The sequence below is a fragment of the Streptomyces sp. RLA131 genome, from assembly GCF_056270125.1.
Genome location: NZ_JBWDOQ010000002.1, coordinates 4,780,770 through 4,803,026 on the forward strand (window position 1 = coordinate 4,780,770; position 22,257 = coordinate 4,803,026).

The following is a 22,257-nucleotide window of genomic DNA, read 5'->3' on the forward strand; positions in this document are numbered from 1 at the left end:
CCTACTACGGCACGTACTGGCTGTCCATCTCGCTGCTGAAGCGCTCGTGCAGCTCCCGGATGTCGTTGACCACGGCTCGCTCCGGGAGCATGTCACCGCCGTACAGCTCGTTGAGCTTGCGCACGAAGCGACGGGCGTTCGGGCGCTCGCCGGTTTCGGCGATCAGCGTGCGGTACGCGTGGAAGTACGCGTCCTCGCGTGACACGCCGTCCGGGGGCGTGATGGACGGCGGCTCCGGTTCCGGGCCGGCCGCGAGCGGACGGCGCCCGTTGGAGGCCGGCCGGGGCTGGAACTGCTGGACGGCCTCCGGCTCCGGCTGCCACATCGGCTCCGGCTGCGGCGTCGGGGACGGCGCCCAGGGCGGGGTCGGCAGTCCGTTGGCGTCGATCGGCGGCACGGCCTGGCGCTGGACGGGGATGGGTACCGGGGCCGCGATGGCCTCAGGGGCCGGCCGGGACTCCGGGTCCGGCGCGGCGGTCACCGACAGCTCGGCCGGCACCGCCGGGAGCGTCTCCGCCAGGGGCACCCCGAATTTGGCCAGCCGCAGGGGCATCAGTGCCTCGATCGGGGCCTTGCGGCGCCAGGCCCGTCCGTACCGGGCCCGCAACCGGGCCTGGTAGACGAGACGTTCCTGCTCCAGCCGGATCACCTCGTCGTAGGAGCGCAGCTCCCACAGCTTCATCCGCCGCCACAGCCGGAAGGTCGGCCAGGGTGCGAGGACCCAGCGGGTGATGCGTACGGACTCCATGTGCCGGTCGGCGGTGATGTCCGCGACCCGGCCGACCGCGTGGCGCGCCGCCTCGACGCTGACCACGAACAGGACCGGGATGATGGCGTGCATGCCGACCCCGAGCGGGTCCGGCCAGGCGGCGGCGCCGTTGAAGGCGATGGTCGCCGCCGTCAGCAGCCATGCCGTCTGGCGCAGCAGCGGGAACGGGATCCGCAGCCAGGTGAGCAGCAGGTCCAGCGACAGCAGCACCACGATGCCCGCGTCGATGCCGACCGGGAAGACGTTCGCGAACCAGCCGAAGCCCTTGGCGAGCGCCAGCTCGCGCACGGCCGCGTACGAGCCCGCGAAGCCGATCGCGGCGATCACCACCGCACCCGCCACCACCACACCGGCCAAGATCCGGTGCGTTCGGGTCATAGGTATCGCGGCCACGCCTGCCCCTCCTGCCACTGCAGCACTCTCCCCGTACTGGCGGGGGCCAGCCTGTCATACAAAACGCCGGGCAAGTCGGCCTAATTCACCGCAATCAGTACAGGAGGGGTGGTGTTTGTTACGCGTTCTTCGCCGCGACGGACGCCACGGCCTCCTTGGCGGCCCTCACCGCGCCGCTGCGGATGTCCGCCGCCTTCGGCGTCCTGGCGTCCTCGAAGCCCGCGCCGTTGTACGACACGACGACGACCACATTGCCGGTGCGCGCGATCACCGTGACGTCCTGGTACTGCTCCTTGTCCTTCTTCACCTCGACCGACACCGTCGTGGCCCGGTCGCCGACACCGTCCACGGTCGTCGCCTCGGCACCCTTGACGGCCTTGGACTCCGTCAGCTGCTCCGCGTACCGCTTCTCCGCCTGGCTCTCGGCCGAGCCGATACCCGCGACCGGGTCGAAGCGCTGCAACGCGACATCGAGCCAGCGGTACTGGTAGCCGTCCAGGCCGTTCCAGGAGCAACCGCCGCGCGCCTGCGGCTCGGACGACTTCGCCGCGTCACCGGAGGCGTCCTTCACCTTCGGCACCAGCGACTTGACGGTCTTGGCGGACAAGGTCCTGCAAGGCTCGGGCAGCGCCTCGTACTTGGCCGCGGCCAGAGTCGGCGAGGCGGAGGCCGAAGCCGAGGCGGAGGCCGAACCGCTCGCCGGGGAACCGGAGTCCGCGGCCGAGTCCGAACCCGACGAGCAACCGGCGACGAGGGCTGCCGAGATGGTCGCGGCGGCCGCGCAGGCGAACAGTCGGGCGGGGCGCTTGGCTGATCGTTGCATGTGTCCTTCGCTCACTTCGTACTGAATTCGTACTGACAGCAAACGGCCAGACTACGCGTTATGGGTTATTCGTCGAGTTGATCTGCGAGCTCCGCGGCCACCTTGCGGGCGCCGTCCTGGAGATCCTGGCTGCCGGGATCGACTGAATTGTCCGTCGACCACTGCGAGTACTCGACGGTGACCAGCACATTCGACTTCCGGAAAACAACGGTGATGTCCCGGTGCACCCCGGAGTCACGGTTCTTGAGAACATCGTCCAGATATGCGCTGTTGCCGAGATCACTCAGCGCGCGCGGCGCGAGGGCGGAGTCGTCGGCGGAGGCCGACGCCGACGCCGAACCGGAGGAGGAGCCGGACGGGGACGGTGATCCGGAGGCCGACGCGGACGCGGACGCCGATGCCGACGCGGTCGGGGAGGCCGCCGTCTCGATGCCGGCCGCGACCGCCTTCTCGTCGTAGTCCGCGCGCGCCTGCGTCTCGTCGCTCACCGTGGTGTCGTACGAGACCACGCGCAGGAAGTCGACGTGCAGATAGCGGTTGCCCTCGTCCGTCCGGCCCGTCCACTCGCACCCGACCCGGCGGTCCGTGTCGTACGTCACCTCCGCCTCGCCCGTGTAGTCCGCCGCGTCGGGTACCAGCGCCCTGAGCGTGCCGGCGCTCACCGCCCCGCAGGGCTCCGGCAGCACCTGGTACTTCCCCGGGGGCGCGGCGGAGGCGCTCGTCGCCGCGTTCGCCGCCTTGCCGTCGGCCGTGGAGCCGTCCGAGCTCCCCGTGCCGGTGCAGGCCGTCAGCGCCGCCAGCGCCAGCACGGCTCCCGCCGCGAGAGCGCGCACGGCGGCGCGCGACGGGTGAGGACGGTCTCCCGATGGCTGCACTGACCTGGCCCCTTCCTCGAAATCCCGTGGCGCGTGTCTGCGGCCGGTGGACACAATGTCTACCGCACCCGCCGACGCGGCCGCCCGATCATGGGGCTTTTCCTGCGCCTTTGTCCTTGATTTCATTTTTCGACGAGACTTGTTTTGCCGTACCGATTTGTCCGTTGTTCAGTCTTGGGGGATTGAAATGTCCTACACCGAAGTGCCCGGCGTCCGGGTTCCCATCCGTATGTGGACCGACCCCGCCACCGTGGAGGGCGGAGCGATGCAGCAGCTGCGCAATGTCTCCTCCCTCCCGTGGATCAAGGGCCTCGCCGTCATGCCCGACGTCCACTACGGCAAGGGCGCCACGGTCGGCTCCGTCATCGCCATGCACGGCGCCGTCTGCCCGGCGGCGGTCGGCGTCGACATCGGCTGCGGCATGAGCGCGGTGAAGACCTCGCTGACCGCCAACGATCTTCCCGGTGACCTGTCCCGGCTGCGCTCGAAGATCGAGCAGGCCATCCCGGTGGGTCGTGGCATGCACGGCGAGGGCATCGACCCCGGGCGCTTCCACGGCATGCCCACCGCGGGCTGGGACGACTTCTGGGCCGGGTTCGACGGGCTGGCGGAGGCGGTCAGGTTCCGTCATGACCGTGCCGTCAAGCAGATGGGAACCCTCGGGAGCGGCAACCACTTCGTCGAGTTCTGCCTCGACGAGTCCGGCGCTGTCTGGCTCATGCTCCACTCCGGTTCCCGCAACATCGGCAAGGAGCTCGCCGAACACCACATCGGCGAGGCCCAGAAGCTTCCGCACAACCAGGGCCTGATCGACCGCGACCTCGCCGTCTTCATCTCCGACACCCCGCAGATGGCCGCCTACCGGCGTGACCTCTTCTGGGCGCAGGACTACGCCAAGCGGAACCGCGCGATCATGATGGCGCTCTTCCAGGACGTGGTGCGCAAGGAGTTCAAGAAGGCCGGTGTCACCTTCGAGCCGGTCATCTCCTGCCATCACAACTACGTCTCCGAGGAGCGTTACGAGGGCCTCGATCTGCTGGTGACCAGGAAGGGTGCGATCCGCGCCGGCAGCGGCGACTACGGCATCATCCCCGGTTCCATGGGCACCGGCTCGTACATCGTGAAGGGGCTGGGGAATGCGCGGTCCTTCAACTCCGCCTCGCACGGCGCCGGCCGCAGGATGAGCCGCAACGCCGCGAAGAAGCGGTTCACCACCCGCGACCTGGAGGAGCAGACCCGGGGCGTGGAGTGCCGCAAGGACTCGGGCGTGGTCGATGAGATCCCGGGTGCGTACAAGCCGATCGAGAAGGTCATCGACCAGCAGCGGGACCTGGTGGAGGTCGTCGCCAAGCTCAAGCAGGTCGTCTGTGTGAAGGGCTGAACGAGCCTCCGGCTCTGTCTTCGCCCCCGCTCCCGCCCCCGCCCCCGCCCCCGGTCCATCAGGTCGGGAGGCGGGGGCGGGGGCGTCCGGCTATCAGTTGTGGAAGCGTATGTAGCCGTTGCCGTCGGGGTCGGACCCGCTCCTGGTGTAGGCGTGGACATCCGAGCGGCTGCCGGAGGGCTTGTACAGGTAGATGGTGTCGCGGTCGTTGTTCCACATGAAGTTGCAGTTGTCGCGGTAGACCACGTTGTGCTTGTCGGAATCGGTGCCGTGGCCGCCGCGGAGCTTCACGTAGTCACCGGGCTGGAGCGAGTGGCTCGCGGTGAAGGTGAAGCGATTGCCGGTGGCGTCCTCGACGACGTAACCCTTGAGGTTGATGGTCGCCGAGGACGAGTAGTTCTTGATCGTCAGATACTCGTCGGCGGTGTTGCCGGAGGAGCAGCTGTTGGAGTCGCTGCCGGGCGCGTCGTACTGGGCGCCGCGGACTTTCAGCGCCGAGTGGTACTCGGCGGCCTGCGCCTGGGCCGGCGTCAGAACGACGGCGGCGCACGCTGCGGCGACGGCCGCCACGGCGATGCGGGCACGGTTGTTCACTGGAGTTCCCCCCTGGTCGGAACGGGGCCGCGCCTCCCCTGTGCGCGGCGGAGGTCCAAGGTTACAACAATGTGAACAAATGGCTATGGGCGGGTAGTTATCGCCCGGTGACGCGTTTGCCGATGACGGGGCCCTCGAAGACGCCGCCTTCGCCGATCCTGAGACGGGTGGGCCTGCCGCCGGGGAGTTCCTCGCCCCGGACGTCCTTGCCGATGACCTGCTCCTTGAAGGTGGCGCCCTTGCCGATCTCGATGGGTTCGGGCGGCAGGCCGGTGGCTGCGCCGTTCGCTGCGTGCGCGGCCGCGCCGGTGGCCGTGCGCGTGGCCGGGACCGCTTTGCGGAGGATGGCGACGGCGGCCTCAGCCGCGTTGCGGGCGGCGTCGGGCTGGGTACCGGAGGCGTCGGCGAGGGTTTTGCGGGAGTCGGCGCGGTCGCTGATGCCGCGGACCACGAGGGCGTCGAGGTTGCCGAGCCGGGCGGCGTGGAGCACGCCGGAGCCCTCCGTCTCGATGGCGACGGCGTCGTTGAAGTGGCGAGCGATGTGCGCGGTGGTCGGGGAGCCCGAGTGGGCGATCACGATGTCGCCGACGGCGACCGGCTTGAAGTGCACACCGGTCCGGCCGCGCAGGGCCGAACGGGCCGCCTGCGTCAGGCGATGGGACGGGAACCAGGCCTCCGGCCGTACGCGGGTGCCGTCCTCGGTCTCCTTGGCGCCGTGGATCGCGTACACCTTGGTGGCCACGACGACGTCGCCGATCGCGATCTCCTCGCGCAGGCTGCCCGCCACGCCGACGAGGACGACGGCCGCCGGGTCGAGCCAGTCGATGACGTGCTGGGTGAGCGCGGCGGCGTTGCGGGCGCCCTCGCCGATCTCCACGAGGGCGATCCGCCAGGCGCTGCCCGGGAGCCGGCCGGTCTCGGCCAGGGTGCCGCCGGGATGGGCCCGCTCCTGGACACCGGTGAGATGGGCCCGTACGGCGTCGTACTCCAGCGACAGGGCGGTGAGGATCACGGCTGTGGGCATTTCGTCGACCACTGGATCGTCCTCGCAATCGCCGCTTACGGTGATGGCTCAAGTGTGCCCGGCGGGAGGGGTGTTGTGGAGCGGGATGTGACGGCCGGGCAGTTGCTGCTGGCGGAGTACGCGTGCGTCAAGGACGAGCAGAAGGCAAGGATCGGGTTCCGCGACAACCTGCTGTACGTGACGCTCACGGCGGTGGCGGCGGTCGTGGTCACCACGGCCCAGTCCCGGCAGACGTCGATGCTGCTGGCGCTGCCGCCGGTGTGCCTGGTGCTGGGCTGGACGTATCTGATGAACGACCAGAAGATCTCGGCGATCGGTGGCTACGTACGCGATGACCTCGGGCCGAGGCTGGCGCGGCTGGCCGGGGTCACGGAGGGGGAAGGGCCGGGGCGGGAAAGGGTCTTCGGGTGGGAGACGGCCCATCGGGGGGACGGGCGGCGGGCCGTCCGCAAGGCGATCCAGTGCGTGGTGGACCTGACGGCGTTCTGCGTGGTGCCGCTCGTGGGGCTGCTGGTCTACTGGGCGAGCGGGCAGGGCGGGGGCCTGCTGGTGGCGCTGTCGGTGTTCGAGGCGCTGGTGGTGGCGGGGCTGGCGGTTCAGGTGGTGCAGTACGCCGGGCTGTTCGCCCGGCGGGCCCGCCCGGGGCCGGAGCCGGGCCCGGGGCCTGAGCGGGCCCCGGAGCCCCGGCCCTCTGCCCGGTGAGGTGGCTCAGGACTGGCGGTGCACCTTGTGCTGGGCGGCCTGCGCCCGGGGCCGGACCACCAGCAGGTCGATGTTGACGTGGCTGGGCCGGGTGACCGCCCAGGCGACCGTGTCGGCCACGTCGTCCGCGGTGAGGGGCTCGGCGACGCCCGCGTAGACGGCGGCGGCCTTGTCCGTGTCGCCGCGGAAACGGGTGACGGCGAACTCGTCGGTCTTGACCATGCCGGGGGCGATCTCGATCACCCGGACCGGCTCGCCGCTCAGCTCCAGGCGCAGAGTGGCGGCGATGGCGTGGGCGCCGTGCTTGGCGGCGACGTAACCCCCGCCGCCCTCGTAGGCGACGAAGCCTGCGGTGGAGGACAGGACGACGACCGTGCCGTCGCCGGAGGCGGTGAGGGCGGGCAGGAGGGCCTGGGTGACGTTGAGCACGCCGAGGACGTTGACCTCGTACATCGCGCGCCAGTCGGCCGGGTCGGCGGTGGCGACGGACTCGGCGCCGAACGCACCGCCCGCGTTGTTGATCAGGACGTCGACCGCGTCCAGGGAGGCGGCGAAGGCGTCGACGGCGGCCCGGTCGGTGACGTCGAGGGGGTGGACGGATACCGAGGCGCCCGTCGCGGTGAGCTCCTTGGCGAGGGACTCCAGACGGTCGGCGCGGCGGGCGGTCAGGGCCACGTGGTAGCCGGCGGCGGCGAGTCTGCGGGCCGTGGCGGCGCCGATGCCGCTGCTTGCGCCGGTGACGACTGCGGTGCGGGGGCTCATGTCGCGGGGCCTTTCGCCGGGTGAGGGGCTGTGCGTGCAGCATAGGCGGCGCCGGGCGGCCGGTCGCCTGGTGGGCAGGTCTGCAGGTCCGCAGGGCGGCCGGTCCGCAGGTCCGCAGGGCGGCCGGTCGAAGCAGCACGGCAGCCACACCGTCCGTGCCTTGCCGTGGCAGCCGTCATATGTCCGGTCCGGTCCAGCGGTCGAGGGCGTCCCGAGGGCTGCCGGGCCGGCTGTGTCCGAGGCCCAGGCGATGTGGCCGTCGGGGCGTACGAGCACCGTGGTGCGGCGCCGGCCGGCCCAGGTGACCGAGGTGACGCGGGGGCCGGCCGGGGCGTCGCCGGCGGTCTCCCCGGCCGGCGTGACCAGGACGAACCTGCCCGCGCAGGGCCTCGTGGAGACGGCCGCCGTCGGCCGGCCGGAGGTCGGGTGCGCGCTTCCCCACGTTCGTTGGCAACAGTAGGGGGAATCGCCTGGCCGGCGCCCACCGTGCAGCGTTACCTCACCGCCGAGCAGCCGTAGCGGCCCCGGCCGCCGAGGCCGCCCGTGGCGGACGGGGGCAGGGCCCCCGGTCCGGGTGTCATGCCCGCCGGTCCGGTGTGCGAGCTGAGACGGTGAACCCATGAGCGAGGAGACGGAGGGCGGTCGACCGGACGAGTCGGTGACGGTGGTCTTCTCCTGGCGGGTGAATCCCGGCAGGGAGGACGAGTTCCGGGAGTGGGCGCACGGGATCACCGAGCGCGCGGTCCGCTTTCCGGGCCACGAGGGCGTGGTGTGGCTGCGTCCGGCCACCCAGGTACGTGACTACTACGCGGTGCTGCGTTTCCGGGACGGCCCACGGCTGGCGGCCTGGCTGGGGTCCGAGGAGCGGGCTGCCTGGCGGGAGGCGGCGAACGGCATCGCTGTGGAGATCGCGGCGCACCGGCGGCCCACCGGGATGGAGACCTGGTTCCATCTGCCGGCCACGGCGAGCCCGCCGCGCTGGAAGATGGTGGTGGTCACCTTCTGCGCGGTGTACCCGCTGTCCGTGCTCCTGCAGTGGCAGGTCACCCCGCACTTGACGCAGTTGCCGCTGCTGCTGCGCGGCGTGCTGTTTCCGCTGATCATCGCGCCGTTGCTGACCTATGCCGTGATGCCGGCGCTCGGCAGGCTGTTGCGTGGCTGGCTGTACCCGCTGCCCTGACCGGCACAGAACCTGAACTCAGGAACTCAGGAACTCAGGACCTGGAACTCAGCGCCCGGACTCAGCGCCCAAAACTCAGCGCCCGGAACTCAGGAGGCGACAGTCGAGGACTTGCCCAGCGCGCTGAGCGCCTCCTTGGCGGCCGTCAGGGCGCCCTGGCGGACGTCGGCGGCGCTCGGGGCCTTCTTGGACTCGAAGTCGCTGCCGTTGTAGGTGACGGTGATCAGGGCGTTGCCCCGGCGCACCACCAGCACGGCTTCCTCCGTCTGCTGGCCGTCGTCCGTGGTCAGCGCGGTGCTCACGGAGGCCTCGTCGCCCACCCCGGTCAGACTGGATGATCGTTTCTGCTGGGCGTAGGTCTTCCGCGCCACCTGCTCGGCGGTCGTCGCGTTCGCGCCGTCCCCGCCGGAGGAGATCTCGAAGGTCACGTCGAGCCAGCGGTAGTCGAAGCCCTTGAGCGCGTTCCAGGAGCAGCCGGTGCGGTGCGTGGGGTCGGTGAGCTTGAGTTCCTTGCCGGCCGGCTTGACGTCCGGTACGAGCTTCTTGAGGGTGGCGGTCGTGATGGAGGTGCAGGAGGCGGGGGGCTTGGAGTACGTGGCGCCGGTGCCGGTGCCGGTGCCCGAGGTCGAGGTCGATCCCGGAGCCGAGGCGGAGGCCGAGGGCGCGGCCGACGAGGAGGAGCCCTGGCCGGAGGCGGTCGTGGTCGTGTCGCCGCTCGTCGACATGGACCAGCCGACGATCGCCAGTATGGCGGTGGGCAACAGACGTGCCGCGAGGGTGATGGGCAGAGGCGCCACAGGGTCTTCTCTTCGGTCGTGAGGATGACGACGAAAGTGAGACTGCCATACGAACCTGCGAGCGAACAGTCCCGTAGGCCCCTGCTTACACATCCCCCTCACAACTGGGCCCCGGAGCCCTACAATGCCGCCCCCACATTTTCGGGGTGCCGCAGCGGTACGGTCCGCGCCGCGGCCGATCCGCCCGTGGGGGCAACCAGGAGCACCCGGTCTTACGTCGCCTAGGACATGACACGAAGCGCGACCCGTTATCTGTACCTCGCCCGGCATGGCCAGGCGCTCCCCGACGAGAGCGGTCTCTCGGAGACCGGCCGCCGGCAGGCCACCCTGCTGGGCGAGCGGTTGCGCGAGGTGCCGCTGTCCGTGGTCCACCACGGACCGCTGGCCCGGGCGGCGCAGACCGCGCGGCTGATAGCCGGGCAGCTGGACGGCGTGCCGCTGCACGAGTCGGAGGTGGCGGGGGACTACGTCCCGTACGTCCCCGACAAGGACGAGCTGCCGGAGGACACCGCGGCTTACCTGCTGCGGTTCCTGTCCGACACCTCCGAGCAGGAGGCCGAGGACGGCGCGGTGCTCGCGGGCCAGGCACTGGGGCGCTTCACCGGCCCGGCCGAGGGTGAGGGCGAGCTCCACGAGCTGATCGTCACGCACAACTTCCTGGCGGGCTGGCTGGTACGGGACGCGCTGGACGCCCCGCCGTGGCGCTGGCTCGGCCTCAACCACAACAACGCGGCGCTCACGGTGATCCGTTACACCCCCGGCCGGCTGTCCTCGGTCCTGTTCTGCAACGACACCGGGCATCTGCCCGCCGCGCTGCGGACCTTGTGAACGCCGGCCGCCGCCGCGCCGCAAGCCGCCCCGAACAGGGCCACCACACCGTGCCCGTCACCCAGGGCCACCAGCGCGACGGCGGCACCACAGGCGAGAACAGCCGGCACGCGCAGGGCCGACACGCGCAGAACCGGCAGTACGGGCCCGGCGTCGCCGCGCAGCAGTGCCGCCCCGGCGAGGGTCATGGCCAGGCCGAAGGTGGCGCCCGAGTTGCCGCCGCCCTCGGCGTTCCACCACACGCCGAGGAGATTCATCAGCAGGGCGCAGGCGGCGAAGAGCCCCCAGACGGCCCGGGCGCCCCAGACCCGCTCGCCGACGTACCCGACCACGGCGAGCGAGGCGAGGTTGAACAGCGTGCCGTGGAGCCCGCCGTCCTGGACCACGGCAGCGGTGATCACCCGCCACCACTGGCCGTGATGGACGATCAGGCCGGGGTCGCGGTGCAGCGTGTCGTACAGCGACGGTACGAGGGTCAGTTGGAGGAGTGAGGGGACGGCGACGACCGCCCACAGCGCGAGGGCTCCGTACGGGCGCCCGGGCGTGAACGTCCGGTGCGGCCGCATACGCCCGCCGATGAGGACGGCGAGCCACAGCAGGGCGGCGTAGAGCAGCGAGTTGGCGAGGCCGTTGCCGGACGTGTCCATGTCTGCGGGTCCCCCTGGTGCCGGTCGGAGTGGTTCTCCGACGCCAGGGTGCCCTGTGGAGGCCCCGCGTGAGCAGATGCCGCGGTCATCGGACCGGGGTGACAGATGTCATGGCGCGGCTGGGTGCTACCCCGCCGCGCTGCTCGGCTCCGGCTGGGCGCGGCCGGCCAGCGACGAGACCCGGGCGGTGTGTTCGGCCGGGCCGGCGTGGGCGCCGGTGCTGGTCTGCTGCGCGGGCTGGGGCGCGTGGCCGGCGGTGATGGCGATGGGCGCGGCGGCCGGCGCGGCGGGCTCAGGGGCGGACGGGGCCGGGGCCGCGGGGGCGGCGAGGCGGCTGCGCAGGTGGTGGGTGGCGGCCTCGTCGAGGCCCACCGGACGCTGCATGCGCACGGCCAGCCGGCTGGCCTCGCGGCCGAGAGCGGCGAGATCCTCCCAGCGCAGGTGGACGACCAACTGCAGCTCGGCCTCCCCGTTGGGGAGGGCCTGCAGGGAGGAGAGGTTGGTGTGAGCGGTGGTCATCGGCTGGTCCTCACGATCTCGATATCGGTCTCGGCGGACATGCGGCAGAGGGCGGACGGCAGGCAGCAGCCGGCATACGGGTGCGTACGTGCGTGACGATCTCGGACGGTGAGGGATACGGATGGCCGTGCGAAGGTGTTCAACCCGGGCCGGCGCACCACGTCAGCGGCACGGGCTGTCACCGTGCGTGACCGGAGGCCCCGCAGGGGCACGGCGGGCGACCAGCGGTCACCGGGGGCCGGGCGGCCCGTCCCAGCCGTGCAGCGAGACCGACGCCTCGCCGGCCAGATACCGGGTGAGCGCGCCCCGCGTGCTGGGCACGAAGGGCGCCGGGACGGCCCCGGTCTCCGCCCAGCGCACCTGGGTGTGCTTGGCCGGTTCGGCGTTGACGGGCTCGCCGGACCACCGGTCGGTGGCGAAGACGACGGTGAGGAAGCCGTTGGGGGACTCCACGCCCCAGGAGGCGTGGATGAGGTGGGCCAGCCGGAGCGAGGCCGGATCGACGACGAGGCCGGTCTCCTCGCGCAGCTCCCTCACGGCGGTCGCGGTGACCGGCTCGCCGGGGTCGTTCTTCCCGCTCGGCAGATCCCACATGCCCTGGCCGAATTTCGACCCGGGGCCGCGCTGGAGGAGCACGACGCGGTCATGCTGGCGATCGTGGACGATCACGGCGGCGACGAGGAGTGTCATCGACTCGGTCGCGGGCCGGTGAGGGCTGGACGGCATCACCCCATGATGCCGGTGCCCTCTGACAATCAGAGGGTGTTGCTGCTGCCGGTGCTGGCGCTGGTCTCGCACACGAAGCCCAGGGCGCGCATCGCCCGGATGACCTCGCCGGCGCTGAAGTCACGGCGGTCCTGCCGGGTCACCACGGCGCCGACCTGCATGGGCGGGTACATGACCCCACCGATCTTGACCGAGGGGCCGGAGACGGGCTCGGGGGTGACCCCGCTCATCGCCTGCTCCACCTCGATCGCGTGGATGTAGAAGTGTCGGCGGGCGATGGTGACACGCATCATGCCTCAGCTAGGGGGTAGGCGACTGAAACCGGCGATCCCAGACTCTCACGGAACGGCGGACGAAGGTAGCCGCGCAGGCAGCGAAGCCGCGGGCCCGCATCGAGACGATGCGGGCCCGCGGCCTGTGGTGCTACTGCCCGGATCAGGCCGGGACGATGTTCTCCGCCTGCGGGCCCTTCTGGCCCTGCGTGACGTCGAAGGACACCTTCTGGCCCTCGTGGAGCTCACGGAAGCCGGAGCTGGCGATGTTCGAGTAGTGGGCGAAGACGTCGGCGCCGCCGCCGTCCTGCTCGATGAAGCCGAAGCCCTTTTCCGCGTTGAACCACTTCACGGTGCCGGTGGCCATGTCATTCTCCTCTGGTGGTGGCACCGCTGGTTATTTCAGGGCGTTCGTAAAAACGAAAATGCGCCCGAGGGTCACATCCCGTCAGGCGCACACAGAAAACCATGGGTACCAAAACTGCAACTGACTCGAAGCTAGCACAGATCTGAGCGAAGCGTGGGATTCTCCGCAAATTCCTTCCCGCGTGTTCAGCTCGCCGTCACCGGAGCCGCCACGAGGGCCACGAAACCGCCACCGCACGCTGCACATCATGCCTTGATACGACCGCGGCCGACGCCACGGGTCCGCCAAAGGGCCTCGGAGGCGCCCGGGTTTTCGCCAGACTGCTCGGGTGATCCTCGCCCATCTGAGTGACATCCACATCGGCGGCAGCCCGCAGAGCGCCGAGCGCGCGCTGCGGGTACGGGACTACGTCAACGGCATGCCCGGCGGGGTCGACGCCGTCGTGGTCACCGGGGACATCGCGGACCACGCGCTGACCGAGGAGTACGAGACCGCCCGTGAGGCGCTGCGCTACGACGCGCCCACCCTGGTCTGCCCGGGCAACCACGACGCGCGTGCCGCCTTCCGCGCGGTGCTGCTGGACGGCGCCGGGGCCGCCCCGCCCGGCGCGTCGTCGCACACACGGGCCGGCGCCGCGGTGAACGCCCCGCCCGACGCCCCGGTGAACGCCCCGCCCGACGATCCGGTGAACACGCGGCCCGACGCCCCGGTGAACACGCGGCCCGACGCCCCGGTGAACACGCGGCCCGACGCCCCGGTGAACACGCGGCCCGACGCCCCGGTGAACACGCGGCCCGACGATCCGGTCAACCAGGTGCTGCGCCTCGACGGTCTGACGGTCGTCCTCTGCGACTCCAGCATCCCCGGCCGTGACGACGGCTACCTGGACGACGCCACCGTGGCCTGGCTGGACGAGGTGCTGGCCGGCGCCGACGGCCCGGTCCTGGTCGGGATGCACCACCCGCCCGTGCCGCTCGGCCTGCCCCTGGTGGACGCGATCCGGCTGAGGCGTCCCGAGCGCCTGGAGAACGTCCTGCGGCGCCACCCCCAGGTGGTGGCCGTGCTGGCCGGGCACGCCCACACCGCGGCCTCGGCGGTCTTCGCCGGACTGCCGCTGTCCGTGGCCCCGGGTGTGGTGTCCACGCTGAAGCTGCCGAGGGAGGCGCGGGTGCCGGAGGAGTGGATCAAGGGCGATGTGCTCGACCGCGACGCGCCGCCCGCCTTCACCCTGCACGTCCTCGACGGCCGGACGCTGGTCTCGCACACCCGGGTCCTGTACTGACCCGACCCCGCATCGGGGCAACCCGCCCGCCGGGAAAGCCGTCAATCCCTACGGCTCGACTCACCCGGACCGGCGAAAGGTTCCCCATGCCCCTGCGCAAGCGCATAAGACGGCCGCGGCTGCTCATCACCTCCGCGACAGCCGCGGCCGTCTGTCTGGCAGTCGCCCTGACGCAGGCGCTGACCGTCGCGACGTACGACGTGACCTCACCGCGCGCCGCCAGGGACAAGGCCACCGGCGTCGTCACCGGTCCCGTCGACTGCCGGATCGCGAAGTGCGTCGCCCTCACCTTCGACGGCGGCCCCAGCCCGACCACCCCCGGGCTGCTGGACATCCTCAAGCAGGACCACCTGCACGTGACCTTCTTCGTACAGGGCCGGGGGCACATCGCGAAGTACCCGCGGATCCTGCGCCGGATGGCCGCCGAGGGGCACGAGATAGGCGACCACACCTGGACGCACCCGGTCCTGACCAGGATCGGCGAGGACGCGGCCCGCGGGGAGCTCACCCGTACCCGGGACGCCATCGAGGAGATCACCGGCAGCACGCCCCGCCTGATGCGCCCGCCGCAGGGCCGTACCGACCGCGAGGTCGAGAAGATCTGCCGCGACCTGGGCATGGCGCAGGTCCTGTGGAGCGTCACGGCGAAGGACTACGAGACGACCGACCCGGCGCTGATCACCCGGCGGGTGCTCGAACAGACCCATCGCGACGGCATCATCCTGCTCCACGACCTGCACCGGGGGACCGTGCCCGCCGTCCCCGGCATCATCCGGGAGCTCCAGCGGCGCGGCTACACCATCGTGACGGTGTCCCAGCTGCTCGCCCCCGCCGTGGCCGAACCGGGCATGGTCTACCGCCCCTGAGGGGGACGGAGCTGTTCCTGCGCCCACTCGGCCCATTCGCGCTGGGTGGTGCTGAAGCGTAGCCCCCACTCCAGGGCGATCCGCCCGTGGACCGAGAGCGCGTCGTCCCCCTGGCCCACCACCTCGCTCAGCTCGACCAGGCTCTCCCGCTGCTTCGCCGCGCGTTCGGCCTGGCGGCGCAGGAAGGCGACCGCCTCGTCGGGTTCGAGCGTGCCGAGGAAGAACACCCGCAGCAGCATGTCGCTGCGGCGTACCCGGGTCGGCTCGACCTCGATCAGCCAGTGCCGCAGCTCGGCGCGGCCGGCGTCGGTGATCGCGTACTCCTTGCGGCCGCGCGGCCCCTCGGCGGCGACGGTGACCAGTCCGGCGTCGGCGAGCTTGCCGAGCTCGCCGTAGAGCTGGCTCTGGGTGGCGGCCCAGACGTTGGCCAGGGAGATCTCGAAGACCTTGAGCAGGTCGTAGCCGCTGGCGGGTGCGTCGGCCAGCAGGCCCAGTACGGCGTGTCGGAGACTCATGCGTCCATCTTACAACATTGACATGTCAGTTAGGGACTGTCTATCTTCGACATGTCATCAGTGGAATGTCATTCCGTTCGAGGAGACCCCTGTGCTCGGCTACCTCCGTTCCTTCCTGCCCTGGATCACCTTCGCCGTCCTCAGCGGTGACGGGCAGTACCGCTACGGGGCCCTCGCCGGCTTCCTCGTGGCGGTGGTCCTCGTGGTCGCCGAGCGCCGGTCGGGCCGCCCCTGGGACGCCCAGATCATCGAGCTCAGCTCGGCCCTGTTCTTCGGCCTGCTCGCCCTGGCCGCCTTCGCCGTCACCCCGGCCCCCTTCGGCGACTACGGCCCCGCCGTCTCCGTCGGCTGGCTCGCCCTCACCGCCTGGGGTTCCCTCGTCGTCGGCCGCCCCTTCACCCTCGGCATCGCCCGCACCATGACGCCCCCCGAGGTCCACGGCAGCCCGATCTTCCGTCGGGTCAACGTGGTCATCACCGCCGTGTGGGCCACCGCCTTCACCGTCAACTGCCTTGCCCTGGCGGTACTCCTGGCTCTCGCCCCGCACGCCACCGCGGCTCTGGTCGCCGTCAAGATCTGCGGATTCGCGGTGCCGGCCGTCTTCACCGTCCGCTACCCGCGGATCGTCGCCCGTCGCGCCTCGGCGGCGGTTGGTCCGAACCATTGACCCGAATGGTCTAGTCCAACTACGGTGCGGGCCAAGCCGATCCCCGTCGAGTAGCACCCGAACCGTCGAGGAGAACCATGCCCGGTCCGACCGCATCACGCCGCCGCGCCCGCCGGTCACTCACCGCGTTCGTCGCCGGATGTACGGCCCTGCTCACGGCAGGGCTGCTCTCCGCCCCCGCGCGGGCCACCGCCGTCCAGCACCCTCCGCGGAGCGCCAAGTCCGGTGAGAAGGTCGTCGGTTACTTCATCGACTGGGGCGTCTACGGGCGCGACTACCACGTGAAGAACCTGGTGACCTCCGGCTCCGCCGACAAGCTCACCCACATCAACTACGCCTTCGGCAACGTCACCGACGGCAAGTGCGCCGTCGGCGACGCCTGGGCCGACTACCAGCAGCCGTACGACGCCGCCTCCAGCGTCGACGGCACCGACGACAGCTCGCGGGACGGGGCGCTGCACGGCAACTTCAACCAGCTGCGCGAGCTGAAGAGGCTGCACCCGGACCTCAGGATCCTGTGGTCCTTCGGCGGCTGGAGCTGGTCGGGCGGCTTCACCCGGGCCGCGGCCGACCCCGCCGCCTTCGCGGACTCCTGTTACCGACTGGTCGAGGACCCGCGCTGGGCGGACGTCTTCGACGGTATCGACATCGACTGGGAGTACCCCAACGCCTGCGGCCTGGTCTGCGACAGCAGCGGGCGCGGCGCGTACCGGGACGTGATGGCCGCGCTCCGCCACCGCTTCGGCGGGCACGAGCTGATCACCTCGGCCGTCACCGCCGACACCTCCGCCGGCGGCAGGATCGATGCCGCCGACTACGCGGGCGCCGCCAGGTACGTCGACTGGTACAACCCGATGACGTACGACTACTTCGGCACCTGGTCCGGCACCGGTCCCACCGCCCCGCACTCCCCGCTCACCGCCTACCGGGGCATCCCGTCGAAGGGCGCGGACACCGCCGCCACCATCGGCAAGCTCCGGGGCCTCGGCATCCCGGCCCGCAAGCTCCTGCTCGGCCTGGGCTTCTACGGCCGCGGCTGGAGCGGCGTCACCCAGCGGGCCCCCGGCGGCACCGCCACCGGCCCCGCGCCGGGGACGTACGAGGCCGGCGCCGAGGACTACAAGGTCCTCAAGACGGCCTGCCCCGCCACCAGGACCGTCGGCGGCACCGCCTACGCCCTCTGCGGCGACCAGTGGTGGAGCTACGACACGCCGCGCACCATCGCCGGCAAGATGCGGTACGTCAGGTCCCAGGGCCTGGGCGGCTCCTTCTTCTGGGAACTCAGCGGCGACACCGCCGACGGCGAGCTGGTCACCGCCATCAGCAGGGGGCTCACGCCCTAGAACCGCGTGACGAACCGGCGCTGCCAGGGCGTCTCCACCGCCCGCGCCGCGTAGTGCTCCCGGACGTACGCGACCGCCTCGCCCCTGGGCACCCCGTCCAGCACGGCGACGCAGGCCAGCGCGGTGCCGGTTCGTCCGTAGCCGCCCCTGCAGGCGATCTCCACCCGCTCGGTCCCGGCGCGTTCCCAGGCTTCCCGCAGGGTCTCGGCCGCCGCCGTCCGGTCCGACGGCAGCCGGAAGTCCGGCCACCGCAGCCACCGGCTCCGCCACCCGACGGCGGGCGGCTCGTGCCCGAGCAGATACACCCCGAACCCCGGCTCCGGGCCCTCCGGCAGCGGCCTGCGCAGCCCCCGGCCGCGTACGAGCCGCCCCGAGGGCAACCGCAGTACGCCCGGCGCCGAGGGGTCCCAGGTCGTGTACGTCTCCTCGCCCATGGCGTCACGCCGGCGCGCCGGTCGGGCTGAGAATCAGCTCGTCCGGCGCCCGCGCGCTCAGTGGCCCGGAACGGTGGGTTCCAGGGGTTCCATGGGCTCCAGGGGTTCCAGGGGCTCCACGGCGACGGCGTCGGGCGCCCCGAGGAGGCGTTCGCCCTCGGCGGCGTCGGCGCCGGGCGGTACGACCAGCAGGTCGCAGCGGCCGACACCGTAGGCGAGCAGGCAGATCGCGCTGGGGCTGTGGGAGACGTCGGACCGGGTGATGTGCACCACCCGGTCGGCGACCTGCAACAGACCGGGCCCGGTGCGCCACATGGAGCGGCTCACCGTGACCCGGGTGAGGTGCGGCCAGCGCGGTTCCAGCGCGGCCAGCAGGCCGGGCAGCTCACGGGCGAGGGAGTGGGAACGGGGCCACCAGGCGCCGTCCAGGCGGTGCGGCCCGGTGTCCGGGGGGAGCAGCGCGAGTCGGGTGGGCAGTGGGCCGGTCATGAGCCGTCCCGGTCCGCCGGGGTCAGCCAGGGCCGGAGGGCCGTCGTCGGGTCGGGGACGCGGGTGGTGTCGACGGTCAGCATCAGGCGGGTGCCGCTCCTGCTCTCGCCGGCCGGGTAGCTGCGCTGCTCGGTGCTGCCGAACCAGCTGCGCAGCGCCTGCGCGATCAGTTGGGCCACGTCCGGCGACGCGGCGGTGACACGGACCTCGGCCAGGCCCGGCGGGGGCAGCGATCGATCGGGGCTCATGGTGACCTTCATTCCGGGGTGGGTGCGGAGCACTGCCGTGAGGCCGCGCGTCACGCTTACGGATCATGGTCGAGCGTCACGCTCAGTCAGGGCGAGGGGAGTCGCCGGACACCGGTGGCCGGCTGCGTGATCACGCCCATGGCGTGGACCTGTCCCCGGGCCCCTTCGCGTACGCGCCGACCCGGCGTCGTCGAACCCCGAGAACGACACCGGCATGGCAACCGGCGTGCGAAGTGCTCTCAGTAGTGACCACTGTACTCCGGCCGGGTTCGGGGCCCGCTGTGCCAAGGGCCGGGCGAGGCCTGTGCGGGGGCCGGGCGAGGCCTGTGCGAGGCCGGGGGGAGGGCCGGGCCGGGGCCGGGTCGGGTGGCCGGCCGGTTCGCCGGGCGTAGACTCCCGCAGCGTCGAGCCGAATTCTGCCGTGCTCGGACTTCTGTCACACCTGTGCGCTCCCCGACAGTCGGACGCCTGCTCTCCAGGCGCCGGACAGCCAGGTTCATGGTCATCACCGCGGTCCTCCGGCCTGCCGTTCCCGGCGCACCAGAGCTCCGCTTCCGAGGGGACAGCTTTGAAACTCAACGAACTGCTGGACGGGCTCGCTCACCAGGTGCTCCAGGGCGACACCGCGACTCCGGTCTGCGCGGGACCGCACTTCGACGCGCACCGGATGACCCCGGGGGCGCTGTACGTAGCGGTCCCCGGGCACCGCGAGGGCGGCCCGGAGGCGATCTCGCGGGCCGTGGAGTTCGGCGCGGTGGCGGTACTCGTGGAAGACGGAGGCGAGTACGGGGACGGGGACGGCGCCGCCCCGGTGCTGCCCGAGGGTGTGTGCGTCGTACGGGTGCCGGACGCCCGGGTGGCGGCCTCGGCGGTCGCGGCCCGCTACTACGGCGAACCGGGCCGCGACATGGACGTGGTGGCGATCACCGGCACCAACGGGAAGACCTCGGTGTCGTACATGGTCGAGTCGGTGCTGCGGATCGCCGAGGGGGCGCGGGTCGGCGTCATCGGCACGGCCGGCAGCCGCATCGGCGACGAGCAGGTGCCGATGCCCCGCTCGGCGCTGACCACGCCGGAGTCACCCGACCTGCAGTACCTGCTGGGGCACATGCGCGACCACGGCACGGGCAGCGTGGTGCTGGAGGCCACCTCCATGGCGCTGCTGACCCACCGGGTGGACGACGCCCACATCGACGTCGGGGTCTTCACCAACCTGACCCAGGATCACCTGGACGACCACGGAACGATGGCGGAGTACCGGGACGCCAAACTGCGGCTGTTCCAGGGGCTGTGCCGGCGGGCCGTGGTCAACGCCGACGACCCGGTCGGCGCCGCCGTCCTGCCGCTGATGCCCGGCGCCGTCACCACCTACGCCGTCGACACCGAGGCGGACTACCGGGCCACCGACCTGCGCCTGGACGCCACCGGCAGCCGCTTCACCCTGTACCACCGGGGGCGCGGCTACCCCGCCGAGATCCCGGTCCCCGGCCGCTTCTCGGTGTCCAACGCCCTTGCCACGGTCGCCGCCTGTCACGTCCTCGGCCACGACCTGGCGGCGCTGGTCGACGCGCTGCGGCTGATGCCGCCGGTGCCGGGACGGTTCGAGCGTCAGGTGACGGCGTCCGGCACCGCGGTGATCGTGGACTACGCCCATTCGCCGGACTCGCTGGAGAAGGTCCTCACCGCCATCCGCGGCTTCGCCACCGGCCGGGTCATCACCGTCTTCGGCTGCGGCGGCGACCGCGACACCACCAAGCGCGAGGCCATGGGCGAGATCGCCGGGCGGCTCTCCGACCTGTGCGTCCTCACGTCCGACAACCCGCGTACCGAGGCGCCCGAGGCGATCCTCGACCAGATCGCCCCCGGCATCGCCGGCACCGGCACCCCGTACGAGCGCGAGACCGACCGCAGGCGGGCCATCGCCTTCGCCCTCGCGGCCGCCGGGCCGGGCGACGTGATCCTGGTCGCCGGCAAGGGCAGTGAGCCGCACCAGATCATCGGCGAGGAGCTGTTCCCCTTCAGCGACATGGCGGTCGTCCGCGAGCTGGCCGCCGGCCCCGGCGGTCTCCCGGCGGAGCCGGCGGTCGGGCCCGCGCAGGAGGCCGTCGCCCGGTAGGCCCGTCAGCACTCAGTACGGATGCCGGTCCTTCTTGTCCGTCCAGGCCTGGTAGGCCATGGCGCCCAGCTCGGGGTGGATCTGCTCGACCGGGATCCGGCGCTGGTCGAGGGGCTTCTCGAAGTCCTCGTACTGGTACGCGTCGTCGAAGCCGATCTCACGGGTCGCCTTCAAGTCGCAGCTGTAGTACACCGCTTCGAGCCGCGACCAGTAGATGGCGCTCATGCACATCGGGCAGGGAGCGCCGCTGATGTAGATCGAGCAGCCCATCAGCATCCGGGCCCGCTCGGCCACCGGGTCGGGGGAGCCCTCGGGACGGGGCACGTAGGTCAGCGTGCTCTCGTTCTGGTGCTCCTCCGAGATGGACGGCGCCTCCGGGTTGAGGGTCGCAACTGCCTTGCGGATGGTCTCCACTTCGGCATGGGCGGTGGGGTCTCCGGTCAGGAGTACGCGATTCTGTCCGCGGGCGACGATGTCGCCGTCACGAGTGATCACCGCGCCGAACGGACCGCCCCAGCCGTTCTCGACGGACTCGGTGGCCAGCCGTACGGCTTCGGTCAGGAACTCCGTGTGGCCCATGTCGGCAACCTCCACTCAGCAATGTCGCTTAAATGTCCCATTTGTGGCGGTAACTACCTTATGTACTAGACTACTCCGTATGAGTACCCGTGCAAGCCGTGCTCCGGTCGGTGACAGCGCGACCGTCGTGACCTCCCAGAAGGTGAGGGACGGCCACGACGAGGAGTACCGGCTCTGGCAGGAGAAAACGAACCGGGTCGTGCGGGATTTCGACGGGTTCGAGGCCACGGAGGTGTATCCGCCGGACTCCGGCGACGAGCGCGAATGGGTGGTGGTGTTCCGCTTCGCCCGCGTCGACCAGCTGACCGCCTGGCTGGACTCCGGCGCCCGCCGCGAACTGCTCACCGAGGGCCGTTCGTTGCTGGAACAGGCCCCCACGCAGGAGGTACTCGCCGGTGGGCCGCCGCCGCCCTCGCGGGACACGGCCGTCACCGCGGTCGTCGCCCATGACGTACGGCCGGGCCGCGAAAGGGAGTTCGAGCGCTGGCAGGACAAGGTCAGCAGGGCGCAGGAGGGATTCCCGGGTTACATGGGGACGGAGCTCTTCCGGCCCGTCGAGGGAATTCAGGACCACTGGGTCGTCGTCTTCCGCTTCGACACCCGCGAACACCTCGACGACTGGCTCGCGTCCGACTCCCGCACCGGCCTTCTGCGCGAGGGACGCGACTACTTCTCCTCGTACGACGTACGCAAGATCGGGTCGTCCTTCAGCGGCTGGTTCCGTTTCGGCGACGACGCGAAGGACACGGCCCCGCCCAACTGGAAACAGGCCATGTCCGTGGTGCTGGCGCTCTATCCCACCGTCATGGTTCTGAATCTGACCGCCGGTCATGTGTTCAACGACCTGAGCGTCCCCGGTTACCTGGCCCTGTTCTTCGGCAACATCCTGAGCGTCAGCGTCCTGACCTGGCTGCTCATGCCCCTGGTGAACCGGCTGCTGGCCTTCTGGCTGGTGCCCGGCAGAGCCCGCACGGTACGCGTCCAGTTGGCGGGCACGGCGCTCGTGGTCCTGTGCTGGGCGGTGCTCATCACCATTTTCGCGCTGACCACCCACTAGGC

Annotated in this window: 27 protein-coding genes and 1 pseudogene; 10 read left to right on the forward strand and 18 right to left on the reverse strand. The window is 71.3% G+C overall.

The window, feature by feature from the left end:
• Positions 1-4: 4 nt before the first annotated feature.
• From RWE79_RS22625 to RWE79_RS22635, 3 genes are all read right to left on the reverse strand, one after another.
• On the reverse strand, positions 5-1,147 hold the full coding sequence (locus tag RWE79_RS22625; protein WP_475946019.1) for a DUF2637 domain-containing protein: 1,143 nt from the start codon (positions 1,145-1,147) through the stop codon (positions 5-7).
• Positions 1,148-1,280: 133 nt separating this feature from the next.
• The gene (locus RWE79_RS22630; protein ID WP_475941887.1) at positions 1,281-1,985 is read right to left on the reverse strand and encodes a DUF3558 family protein; all 705 of its coding nucleotides are present in this window, start codon (positions 1,983-1,985) and stop codon (positions 1,281-1,283) included.
• Between the two features lie 65 nt (positions 1,986-2,050).
• Positions 2,051-2,818, reverse strand: a complete 768-nt coding sequence (locus RWE79_RS22635; RefSeq protein ID WP_475941888.1) for a hypothetical protein — start codon at positions 2,816-2,818, stop codon at positions 2,051-2,053.
• A gap of 229 nt (positions 2,819-3,047) precedes the next feature.
• Here RWE79_RS22635 and RWE79_RS22640 point away from each other — a divergent pair, with 229 nt between their 5' ends.
• Positions 3,048-4,241: an RtcB family protein gene (locus RWE79_RS22640; protein ID WP_475941889.1), complete on the forward strand. Its 1,194-nt coding sequence runs from the start codon at positions 3,048-3,050 to the stop codon at positions 4,239-4,241.
• Between the two features lie 93 nt (positions 4,242-4,334).
• Here RWE79_RS22640 and RWE79_RS22645 read toward each other — a convergent pair whose 3' ends face one another.
• Positions 4,335-4,835, reverse strand: coding sequence for a lamin tail domain-containing protein (locus RWE79_RS22645; protein WP_475941890.1), 501 nt, complete (start codon positions 4,833-4,835; stop codon positions 4,335-4,337).
• Between the two features lie 97 nt (positions 4,836-4,932).
• Positions 4,933-5,871 carry a 5'-methylthioadenosine/S-adenosylhomocysteine nucleosidase family protein gene (locus RWE79_RS22650; RefSeq protein WP_475941891.1) on the reverse strand — a complete coding sequence of 313 codons (939 nt, stop codon included), beginning with the start codon at positions 5,869-5,871 and terminating at the stop codon, positions 4,933-4,935.
• Positions 5,872-5,934: 63 nt separating this feature from the next.
• Between RWE79_RS22650 and RWE79_RS22655 the strand changes: the two genes are divergently transcribed.
• The gene (locus RWE79_RS22655) at positions 5,935-6,561 is read left to right on the forward strand and encodes a hypothetical protein (RefSeq protein WP_475941892.1); all 627 of its coding nucleotides are present in this window, start codon (positions 5,935-5,937) and stop codon (positions 6,559-6,561) included.
• A gap of 6 nt (positions 6,562-6,567) precedes the next feature.
• Here RWE79_RS22655 and RWE79_RS22660 read toward each other — a convergent pair whose 3' ends face one another.
• Both RWE79_RS22660 and RWE79_RS22665 read right to left on the reverse strand, forming a co-directional pair.
• Entirely contained in the window at positions 6,568-7,323 is a 756-nt protein-coding gene (locus RWE79_RS22660) for an SDR family NAD(P)-dependent oxidoreductase (protein WP_475946021.1), read from the reverse strand.
• Positions 7,324-7,554: 231 nt separating this feature from the next.
• Positions 7,555-7,944: pseudogene (locus RWE79_RS22665) on the reverse strand (aromatic-ring hydroxylase C-terminal domain-containing protein); the annotation flags it as partial.
• Between RWE79_RS22665 and RWE79_RS22670 the strand changes: the two are divergent.
• Positions 7,943-8,503: an antibiotic biosynthesis monooxygenase gene (locus RWE79_RS22670; protein WP_475941893.1), complete on the forward strand. Its 561-nt coding sequence runs from the start codon at positions 7,943-7,945 to the stop codon at positions 8,501-8,503. The pseudogene RWE79_RS22665 and the gene RWE79_RS22670 overlap by 2 nt on opposite strands.
• Positions 8,504-8,592: 89 nt before the next feature.
• Here the strand turns inward: RWE79_RS22670 and RWE79_RS22675 are convergent, their stop codons facing one another.
• Entirely contained in the window at positions 8,593-9,300 is a 708-nt protein-coding gene (locus RWE79_RS22675; protein WP_475941894.1) for a hypothetical protein, read from the reverse strand.
• Between the two features lie 228 nt (positions 9,301-9,528).
• On the opposite strand from RWE79_RS22675, the gene RWE79_RS22680 reads away from it, so the two are divergent.
• On the forward strand, positions 9,529-10,128 hold the full coding sequence (locus tag RWE79_RS22680) for a histidine phosphatase family protein (RefSeq protein ID WP_475941895.1): 600 nt from the start codon (positions 9,529-9,531) through the stop codon (positions 10,126-10,128).
• On the opposite strand, the gene RWE79_RS22685 is transcribed toward RWE79_RS22680, so the two are convergent.
• The 5 genes from RWE79_RS22685 to RWE79_RS22705 all read right to left on the reverse strand — a co-directional run bounded on the left by RWE79_RS22685 (position 10,050) and on the right by RWE79_RS22705 (position 12,659).
• The gene (locus RWE79_RS22685) at positions 10,050-10,775 is read right to left on the reverse strand and encodes a rhomboid family intramembrane serine protease (protein ID WP_475941896.1); all 726 of its coding nucleotides are present in this window, start codon (positions 10,773-10,775) and stop codon (positions 10,050-10,052) included. The two genes, RWE79_RS22680 and RWE79_RS22685, sit on opposite strands and share 79 nt — an antisense overlap.
• Positions 10,776-10,901: 126 nt before the next feature.
• The gene (locus RWE79_RS22690; RefSeq protein WP_475941897.1) at positions 10,902-11,294 is read right to left on the reverse strand and encodes a hypothetical protein; all 393 of its coding nucleotides are present in this window, start codon (positions 11,292-11,294) and stop codon (positions 10,902-10,904) included.
• 228 nt (positions 11,295-11,522) lie between these two features.
• Entirely contained in the window at positions 11,523-12,020 is a 498-nt protein-coding gene (locus RWE79_RS22695; RefSeq protein WP_475941898.1) for an NUDIX domain-containing protein, read from the reverse strand.
• Between the two features lie 29 nt (positions 12,021-12,049).
• Entirely contained in the window at positions 12,050-12,313 is a 264-nt protein-coding gene (locus RWE79_RS22700) for an SCO5918 family protein (RefSeq protein ID WP_475941899.1), read from the reverse strand.
• 142 nt (positions 12,314-12,455) lie between these two features.
• Complete coding sequence (locus tag RWE79_RS22705) at positions 12,456-12,659, reverse strand: cold-shock protein (protein WP_475941900.1); 204 nt, start codon at positions 12,657-12,659, stop codon at positions 12,456-12,458.
• Positions 12,660-12,987: 328 nt separating this feature from the next.
• On the opposite strand from RWE79_RS22705, the gene RWE79_RS22710 reads away from it, so the two are divergent.
• Together RWE79_RS22710 and RWE79_RS22715 are read left to right on the forward strand one after the other, a co-directional pair.
• A complete protein-coding gene (locus RWE79_RS22710; RefSeq protein ID WP_475941901.1) occupies positions 12,988-13,941 on the forward strand; it encodes a metallophosphoesterase in 954 nt (317 codons plus the stop codon).
• An 86-nt stretch (positions 13,942-14,027) separates the two neighbouring features.
• The gene (locus tag RWE79_RS22715) at positions 14,028-14,807 is read left to right on the forward strand and encodes a polysaccharide deacetylase family protein (protein WP_475941902.1); all 780 of its coding nucleotides are present in this window, start codon (positions 14,028-14,030) and stop codon (positions 14,805-14,807) included.
• On the opposite strand, the gene RWE79_RS22720 is transcribed toward RWE79_RS22715, so the two are convergent.
• The gene (locus tag RWE79_RS22720; protein WP_475941903.1) at positions 14,795-15,322 is read right to left on the reverse strand and encodes a PadR family transcriptional regulator; all 528 of its coding nucleotides are present in this window, start codon (positions 15,320-15,322) and stop codon (positions 14,795-14,797) included. The genes RWE79_RS22715 and RWE79_RS22720 overlap by 13 nt on opposite strands.
• A 91-nt stretch (positions 15,323-15,413) precedes the next feature.
• Between RWE79_RS22720 and RWE79_RS22725 the strand changes: the two genes are divergently transcribed.
• The gene (locus RWE79_RS22725; RefSeq protein ID WP_475941904.1) at positions 15,414-15,989 is read left to right on the forward strand and encodes a hypothetical protein; all 576 of its coding nucleotides are present in this window, start codon (positions 15,414-15,416) and stop codon (positions 15,987-15,989) included.
• A gap of 77 nt (positions 15,990-16,066) precedes the next feature.
• Entirely contained in the window at positions 16,067-17,332 is a 1,266-nt protein-coding gene (locus tag RWE79_RS22730) for a glycoside hydrolase family 18 protein (protein ID WP_475941905.1), read from the forward strand.
• On the opposite strand, the gene RWE79_RS22735 is transcribed toward RWE79_RS22730, so the two are convergent.
• From RWE79_RS22735 to RWE79_RS22745, 3 genes are read right to left on the reverse strand one after another with little or no spacing between them, the layout of a single operon-like run.
• Positions 17,329-17,766 (reverse strand): protein-tyrosine phosphatase family protein, encoded by a 438-nt coding sequence (locus RWE79_RS22735; protein WP_475941906.1) that lies wholly within the window; start codon positions 17,764-17,766, stop codon positions 17,329-17,331. The two genes, RWE79_RS22730 and RWE79_RS22735, sit on opposite strands and share 4 nt — an antisense overlap.
• Before the next feature lie 57 nt (positions 17,767-17,823).
• Positions 17,824-18,255 (reverse strand): DUF5994 family protein, encoded by a 432-nt coding sequence (locus RWE79_RS22740; protein ID WP_475941907.1) that lies wholly within the window; start codon positions 18,253-18,255, stop codon positions 17,824-17,826.
• A complete protein-coding gene (locus RWE79_RS22745; RefSeq protein WP_475941908.1) occupies positions 18,252-18,503 on the reverse strand; it encodes a hypothetical protein in 252 nt (83 codons plus the stop codon). Before RWE79_RS22745 ends, RWE79_RS22740 begins: the two co-directional genes overlap by 4 nt.
• A gap of 568 nt (positions 18,504-19,071) precedes the next feature.
• On the opposite strand from RWE79_RS22745, the gene RWE79_RS22750 reads away from it, so the two are divergent.
• On the forward strand, positions 19,072-20,619 hold the full coding sequence (locus RWE79_RS22750; RefSeq protein WP_475941909.1) for a UDP-N-acetylmuramoyl-L-alanyl-D-glutamate--2,6-diaminopimelate ligase: 1,548 nt from the start codon (positions 19,072-19,074) through the stop codon (positions 20,617-20,619).
• A 12-nt stretch (positions 20,620-20,631) separates the two neighbouring features.
• Here RWE79_RS22750 and RWE79_RS22755 read toward each other — a convergent pair whose 3' ends face one another.
• Positions 20,632-21,198, reverse strand: coding sequence for a nucleoside deaminase (locus RWE79_RS22755; protein ID WP_475941910.1), 567 nt, complete (start codon positions 21,196-21,198; stop codon positions 20,632-20,634).
• Positions 21,199-21,277: 79 nt separating this feature from the next.
• On the opposite strand from RWE79_RS22755, the gene RWE79_RS22760 reads away from it, so the two are divergent.
• Positions 21,278-22,255 (forward strand): antibiotic biosynthesis monooxygenase, encoded by a 978-nt coding sequence (locus RWE79_RS22760; protein ID WP_475941911.1) that lies wholly within the window; start codon positions 21,278-21,280, stop codon positions 22,253-22,255.
• Positions 22,256-22,257: the final 2 nt, after the last annotated feature.

Coding starts and splice junctions, on each gene's coding strand:
- RWE79_RS22625 (WP_475946019.1), bottom strand. CDS start 1,147: ATGACCCGAACGCACCGGATCTTGGCCGGTGTGGTGGTGGCGGGTGCG.
- RWE79_RS22630 (WP_475941887.1), bottom strand. CDS start 1,985: ATGCAACGATCAGCCAAGCGCCCCGCCCGACTGTTCGCCTGCGCGGCC.
- RWE79_RS22640 (WP_475941889.1), top strand. CDS start 3,048: ATGTCCTACACCGAAGTGCCCGGCGTCCGGGTTCCCATCCGTATGTGG.
- RWE79_RS22660 (WP_475946021.1), bottom strand. CDS start 7,323: ATGAGCCCCCGCACCGCAGTCGTCACCGGCGCAAGCAGCGGCATCGGC.
- RWE79_RS22670 (WP_475941893.1), top strand. CDS start 7,943: ATGAGCGAGGAGACGGAGGGCGGTCGACCGGACGAGTCGGTGACGGTG.
- RWE79_RS22680 (WP_475941895.1), top strand. CDS start 9,529: ATGACACGAAGCGCGACCCGTTATCTGTACCTCGCCCGGCATGGCCAG.
- RWE79_RS22685 (WP_475941896.1), bottom strand. CDS start 10,775: ATGGACACGTCCGGCAACGGCCTCGCCAACTCGCTGCTCTACGCCGCC.
- RWE79_RS22690 (WP_475941897.1), bottom strand. CDS start 11,294: ATGACCACCGCTCACACCAACCTCTCCTCCCTGCAGGCCCTCCCCAAC.
- RWE79_RS22695 (WP_475941898.1), bottom strand. CDS start 12,020: ATGCCGTCCAGCCCTCACCGGCCCGCGACCGAGTCGATGACACTCCTC.
- RWE79_RS22700 (WP_475941899.1), bottom strand. CDS start 12,313: ATGATGCGTGTCACCATCGCCCGCCGACACTTCTACATCCACGCGATC.
- RWE79_RS22705 (WP_475941900.1), bottom strand. CDS start 12,659: ATGGCCACCGGCACCGTGAAGTGGTTCAACGCGGAAAAGGGCTTCGGC.
- RWE79_RS22715 (WP_475941902.1), top strand. CDS start 14,028: ATGCCCCTGCGCAAGCGCATAAGACGGCCGCGGCTGCTCATCACCTCC.
- RWE79_RS22720 (WP_475941903.1), bottom strand. CDS start 15,322: ATGAGTCTCCGACACGCCGTACTGGGCCTGCTGGCCGACGCACCCGCC.
- RWE79_RS22730 (WP_475941905.1), top strand. CDS start 16,067: ATGCCCGGTCCGACCGCATCACGCCGCCGCGCCCGCCGGTCACTCACC.
- RWE79_RS22735 (WP_475941906.1), bottom strand. CDS start 17,766: ATGGGCGAGGAGACGTACACGACCTGGGACCCCTCGGCGCCGGGCGTA.
- RWE79_RS22740 (WP_475941907.1), bottom strand. CDS start 18,255: ATGACCGGCCCACTGCCCACCCGACTCGCGCTGCTCCCCCCGGACACC.
- RWE79_RS22745 (WP_475941908.1), bottom strand. CDS start 18,503: ATGAGCCCCGATCGATCGCTGCCCCCGCCGGGCCTGGCCGAGGTCCGT.
- RWE79_RS22755 (WP_475941910.1), bottom strand. CDS start 21,198: ATGGGCCACACGGAGTTCCTGACCGAAGCCGTACGGCTGGCCACCGAG.
- RWE79_RS22760 (WP_475941911.1), top strand. CDS start 21,278: ATGAGTACCCGTGCAAGCCGTGCTCCGGTCGGTGACAGCGCGACCGTC.